The organism is uncultured Cyclobacterium sp., assembly GCF_963976465.1.
In the GTDB taxonomy this organism is placed as follows: Bacteria; Bacteroidota; Bacteroidia; order Cytophagales; family Cyclobacteriaceae; genus Cyclobacterium.
In genome coordinates, this window is record NZ_CAXBOC010000393.1 from 1 (window position 1) to 5,566 (window position 5,566).

Below are 5,566 nucleotides of genomic sequence, written 5' to 3' on the forward strand. Positions count from 1 at the left end.
AGCGGAAATTTTTATCCCATCTTCAGATAAAACCTCCAATTTAAGCCGCTCATAATTTATCCCGGTTTCCAAGTCTTCTCCTATACCTTCATATTCATCCAGTACTGTCAACACTTCATGTTCATTGTGGAGCAAATAGACATCTCCATAAACAGATGCTTCCGGTAGGTTACTGTAGGTAAAAACAGGGTAAGGACCAAGGTCATACAAGAGGCCTTGGCAATAAGCACCAGTAAAAAACTCAGCAGAGCGCCCCAATAGGTCTGCCATAGGGTGTTCAAATCCCCTCCTTAACGTACCATAGACAAATAAATAGGACAAAATCTAGAGATTTTATTTTTTATGGCGTTTGATTAGCACCTCCATAACCTCATCCAACTCATAATTCTTTGCTTCAAGCAATACCAAATAATGGTACAATAGGTCTGCTGCTTCTCCCATAAATAATTCTTTGTCATCATCTTTGGCTTCGATAACAATTTCAACCGCTTCCTCTCCTACTTTTTGGGCCACCTTATTGATTCCTGCATTAAAAAGTGAGGTGGTGTATGACTTGTCTGATGGGTTTTCTTTCCTTTCTTTGATCACCTTTCTCAATTGATCAATAAAATAGGTTTTCCCTTTATTGCTGTGGGCAAAACAGGTGTCATTCCCCGTATGACAAACCGGGCCTATCGGATTAACGGTGATCAATAAAGTATCCTGATCACAGTCCACTTCTATATTTTTGATCTTTAAAAAATTTCCGGAAGTCTCGCCCTTAGTCCATAAACGCCCTTTGGTTCTGCTGAAAAAGGTGACCTTGCCACTTTTAATCGATTCATCGATAGCCTCCTGATTCATGTACCCCATCATTAAAACCTCTTTCGAAAATTCATCCTGAATGATGGCAGGCACTAAACCATTAACTTTTTCAAAATCAATATTTATATTTTCCATGCTAATGTATTGCTCAAGTAATTATTGTAAGATCCAATTTGATGAAGATTTATATCGTCTTCCTTATATTAACTCCCTTTTCATCGAGAAAACTCTTAAGTTCAGGAATGGGTATTTCTTTAAAGTGAAATATACTCGCCGCCAAGGCCGCATCTGCTTTTCCTGCGGTGAATACATCATGAAAATGTTGCATGCTGCCAGCTCCCCCTGAAGCAATTACAGGAATAGAGAGCACGGATGACAATTCGGAAGTTATGTCATTAGCAAATCCATTTTTCACTCCGTCATGATCCATTGATGTAAGCAAAATTTCTCCTGCTCCTCTTTCGGTTATCTCTTTGGCCCATTCTTGGGTTTTAAGCAGGGTCGGCTTTCTTCCTCCGTGTGTATGGACAAAATCAATCCCGTCAATCCTTTTGGTGTCAATGGCAACAACAATGCACTGGCTTCCAAATTCTCTGGCCAAGGCATTGACTGCATCAGGCTTTTTAACTGCTGCAGAATTAATACTTATTTTGTCTGCCCCGGCATTTAGTAATGCTTTGACATCATCAATGGTAGAAATTCCACCCCCCACAGTAAATGGAATGTTTACTCTTTTGGCTACTTTCGTGACTAGTTCTACCAATGTCTTTCGTTTTTCTACCGTAGCCGTTATATCAAGGAATACCAATTCATCCGCTCCTTCATCTGCATATATTTCACCTAATTCTACCGGATCCCCCGCATCTCTTAATTCTACAAAGTTAACGCCTTTTACAGTTCGTCCATCTTTTATATCAAGGCAAGGTATTATTCTTTTGGTCAACATTGTTATTTCTGTGTAAAACTGCTCAACTCCTCTAGACTGATTTTACCTTCATAAAAGGCTTTTCCTACAATGGTTCCGTATACCCCAGCTTCATTTAGTTCTTCCAAATCACTAATTGAGGCTACCCCACCACTGGCTATTAATTTAATCCCGGGAATTTCCTCCATGATTTCCTTGTAAAGCTCCAAAGAAGGCCCTTGAAGCAAACCGTCCTTGGCCACATCAGTACAAATTACATATTGGACACCCTTGGCATGATAATCCTTAATAAAATCTATTAAGTCCATTTCAGTAGTTTCTTCCCACCCTGAAATGGCTATTTTTCTATCTTTGGCATCTGCACCCAAAATCAACTTTTCTCCACCATAAGACTTGAGCCATCCACTAAACAAAGCCGGGTTTTTAACCGCTATACTCCCTCCTGTCACTTGTTTTGCTCCTAGTTTAAAAGCCAAGGCTATGTCTTCATCGGACTGAACGCCCCCACCAAAATCCACATGCAAATTGGTTTTCTGACAAATTCCTTCTAACACCTTGGTGTTGATGATTTTTTTTGCCTTCGCTCCATCTAAATCTACCAAATGCAGTCTTTTTATCCCTGCATCTTCAAACCGCTTGGCCACCTCGGTAGGGTCTGATGAATACTCCTTTTTTTGGCTATAATCTCCTTGTGTGAGCCGAACACACTTTCCATCTATGATGTCTATTGCCGGAATGATTTCCATTATAATTTTAGAAAATTGTTAAGAATTTTTTCACCTACAACACTGCTTTTTTCCGGATGACCTTGCATTGCATAATAGTTGTCTTTATGCAACATGGCCGAAAAATCATTGATATAATGCGTAGTGGCTATCGTATATTTTAGGTTAATTTCTGCATAATAACTATGCACATAATAAACATAGGCCGATTCATCCAAACCCTCCAAAAGTGGCGTTTTTAAGTTCTCAAGGTTGTTCCAGCCAATGTGGGGCACCTTGTTTAATGGAGGGAATTTCTTTACTTTAATAGGAAATATCCCCAAGCATTCTGTATCGTATTCTTCAGAATAATCACACAACAGTTGTAACCCTAGACAAATCCCAAAAAAAGGTTGATTAAGCTCCTTTATCAATTGATCAAGCTTTCGCTCTTTCAAATATTCCATTGCAGTACTGGCCTCTCCTTGTCCCGGAAAAATAACCTTATCTGCTTTCTTTATGGTCTCCCAATCATCCGTTAGTGTGGCATTGACCCCTAAACGTTCCATGGCATACAATACAGACTTTACATTCCCTGCATTGTACTTGATTACTGCTACTTCCATTGAAATCGGCCTTGGCCGCGTTAGTCTATTATTTTTAAAGCAAGCGCTAATTTAAAGCTTTTCATGGTAGGGTGGAAGGTTTCACCTCGAAATATCCCCTTGACATGGGATTTGCTGAGTAAAGATTCGTCAAATCGGCCTACTAACTTTAATGGACGAACTAGTAAAAAACAGATAAATCAATCTCAATGTTTAAATTATCAATTAAATTGCACCGGATATTTGGAATAACACTTGGTTTTGAAAAATAAAATTGCACGGATAATTTCTCAGGTAGGACACCCGATACTTTTGATACTTGCCTTCTTGATCTATTTTTTATTCACCATCCACAGTCCTGAAAAAGCCATCCTTACCCTGCTTATTGTTTTATTTTTAGGGATCTTACCATTGATTTTTTGGAATTTGGTTCGGACAAAGAAAGGATTGTATTCAAATTTTGATGTTTCTATCAGGAGTCAAAGGAACTCGATGTACTTGTTTATTATAATTTTGGCATTTCTTGTACTATTGGCCTTATGGGCAAACGGGCAACCTGACGCTGTAATTATTGGTAGCGCTATATTGATTCAATTGGTATGCTTAGCCTTTCTCATTAATTTTAAAAGCAAAGTTTCATTACATGTTGCCATCACCATATTTACCGCCTTTGGTTTTTGGGAAATTAACCCGTGGATAGCCATCGGTTTATGGGTTGGCAGTCCCTTTATTGCCTGGTCTAGATGGCAGCTAAAGCGACATCAACCAGAGGAACTCATCTGGGGTTTATTATTGGGGCTGGTTTGTGGAATAGAAATATTGTTATTCATCTGATGGAAAAACCATCCACCCAATAAACTAAACACCCCCAATTAATTCACTGTTTTTAATTCTAGTTTTTACTGTAAGTATCGAATTTTCCTGCTATATCTGCTTCTAGATGATCTCCTTGATGGACAATCACCCTGTATTTCAGGTTGATGGAATCTCCTTTTTTCAGTTGTGTTCCTTTTTCATTTTCTGGCCAATACATTGGTGTAGGGGAAATAAACCCATAATCTCGGGTAAACCAAGGGGAAGGGTACCAATCATTTGATGGATGTTGCATCAGTGCTAATCCTTCCACTCCTTCTCCTCTATTTCCATAAAAATCAATCCATGAAGAGGGTTTTCCAAAGGTTCCTTTCTCTCCCTTATCTCCTTCCGCATTGATCATGGTTCCCCCATTGAGCACATTAAGGTCTTGGTCCATTCTAGCGCTAAACAATGAGTGGTTGGTTTTTTCAATGGTGACATCCTCCAGCATTTCCATAGTCACATCAAAATCAATTTGGTAGGCACCATCCGCTGTGGTACTGATCTTAATGACACGGAAATCTTTGATTGGTGCATTGGCCCCAGGCCTGGTCCAAATACATTCATTGAATATGGTCAATTCATTTTCCTTTTCTTGTTCAATCTCCGCTCTCAGAGAAACAATTTGCCCCCTATCCAAACCTTCCTGCCAGTAGTTTCCACCATTGACCCGGTCACAGCCAAAGAATAAAGAGCTATGATGGGGATAAATCCCATTTCGCATACTTGTTACCAATGCACCTGAGGGTCCATTCACAGGAAAGAAGAAGGGATATTTTTCATTTTCAGCGAAATGGTAACTCGTAAAAAATTGGCCATCAATTATTACATCTATACGGTCACCGACTTTATTGGCTTTAATTTTTTGAGCCATAGTAGGAAGTTGCGCAATAAACGAAAAGCACAAGATTAGGGAAGCTATAATTTTCATGTTTTCTTAAATTAGTAAAATACTAAAGTAAGAATTATCGTGGATTCAAAAAACACAGCCTATAGCTTATTAAAAATATTGAATTAATGCTCCTGTGTTTGAGAGATTGCCCAAAGTACTTAGATTATTATTGGGGTAATCAGAATAAAGCCTACCTTTATATCTGATAAATAAAGACTTATGGGATTGAAATTATTAATTTCAGCCCCATAAGTCAATAATAAGTTTACATGAACAAATTTTTGGGTTTATATAAAAATTATACAAACCCAAAAGATACAGAAATCCATATTTAATTTATTATATTCCTAATGCTCAAAGGAGGACGAAAAACAAATCGCTTTTATTCCGTAGTTTCCTTTCCAATTTTAGGACTAAGATAATAAGTAGATCCTAAGGTGTATTGATCAGGGTTTTCAACTCTAAACCATTGATATCCTGCTCCCTTACCTTGATGTTCGTTAAAAATAAACATTACTTCATTACCCATTTTTTTTATAACTTTTGCTTCCGGCTCAAGTACTGGGTAGTTGGTAGAACATGAAGCAGATAGAAATAACAATAAAATAAAGGTTGGTACGCGATTCATAAATAGGGTTATTGAAATAGTTAAAATTGGATAATTTCAAAAACAGAATTCCATACGGTACCTTTCAGCAAAACACTTTGCTAGGCAAGGCATTGAATTATGTAAATAAAATTATTGAATAAGGCACTTATCAAATAAAGGATTTGTATGGAT

The 5,566-nt window shown here is 37.9% G+C and carries 8 protein-coding genes; 1 reads left to right on the forward strand and 7 read right to left on the reverse strand.

The annotated features are described in order from the left end of the window. From AAC037_RS18655 to hisH, 5 genes are all read right to left on the reverse strand, one after another. Positions 1-321 (reverse strand): gamma-glutamylcyclotransferase family protein (locus tag AAC037_RS18655; protein WP_339904710.1); only part of this gene is annotated, 321 nt, incomplete at its 3' end. 12 nt (positions 322-333) lie between these two features. After that, a complete protein-coding gene (gene hisIE / locus AAC037_RS18660; protein WP_339904712.1) occupies positions 334-939 on the reverse strand; it encodes a bifunctional phosphoribosyl-AMP cyclohydrolase/phosphoribosyl-ATP diphosphatase HisIE in 606 nt (201 codons plus the stop codon). 49 nt (positions 940-988) lie between these two features. Then, complete coding sequence (gene hisF / locus AAC037_RS18665) at positions 989-1,750, reverse strand: imidazole glycerol phosphate synthase subunit HisF (protein ID WP_339904714.1); 762 nt, start codon at positions 1,748-1,750, stop codon at positions 989-991. Positions 1,751-1,752: 2 nt separating this feature from the next. Next, positions 1,753-2,475 (reverse strand): 1-(5-phosphoribosyl)-5-[(5-phosphoribosylamino)methylideneamino]imidazole-4-carboxamide isomerase, encoded by a 723-nt coding sequence (hisA, locus tag AAC037_RS18670; RefSeq protein WP_339904715.1) that lies wholly within the window; start codon positions 2,473-2,475, stop codon positions 1,753-1,755. Beyond that, positions 2,475-3,059: an imidazole glycerol phosphate synthase subunit HisH gene (gene hisH / locus AAC037_RS18675; protein WP_339904717.1), complete on the reverse strand. Its 585-nt coding sequence runs from the start codon at positions 3,057-3,059 to the stop codon at positions 2,475-2,477. Before hisH ends, hisA begins: the two co-directional genes overlap by 1 nt. A 240-nt stretch (positions 3,060-3,299) precedes the next feature. On the opposite strand from hisH, the gene AAC037_RS18680 reads away from it, so the two are divergent. Continuing rightward, the gene (locus AAC037_RS18680) at positions 3,300-3,872 is read left to right on the forward strand and encodes a hypothetical protein (protein ID WP_339904718.1); all 573 of its coding nucleotides are present in this window, start codon (positions 3,300-3,302) and stop codon (positions 3,870-3,872) included. Positions 3,873-3,930: 58 nt separating this feature from the next. Here AAC037_RS18680 and AAC037_RS18685 read toward each other — a convergent pair whose 3' ends face one another. Both AAC037_RS18685 and AAC037_RS18690 read right to left on the reverse strand, forming a co-directional pair. Next, a complete protein-coding gene (locus tag AAC037_RS18685; protein WP_339904719.1) occupies positions 3,931-4,824 on the reverse strand; it encodes a PmoA family protein in 894 nt (297 codons plus the stop codon). Between the two features lie 343 nt (positions 4,825-5,167). Next, complete coding sequence (locus AAC037_RS18690) at positions 5,168-5,413, reverse strand: hypothetical protein (RefSeq protein ID WP_339904720.1); 246 nt, start codon at positions 5,411-5,413, stop codon at positions 5,168-5,170. Positions 5,414-5,566 lie beyond the last annotated feature (153 nt).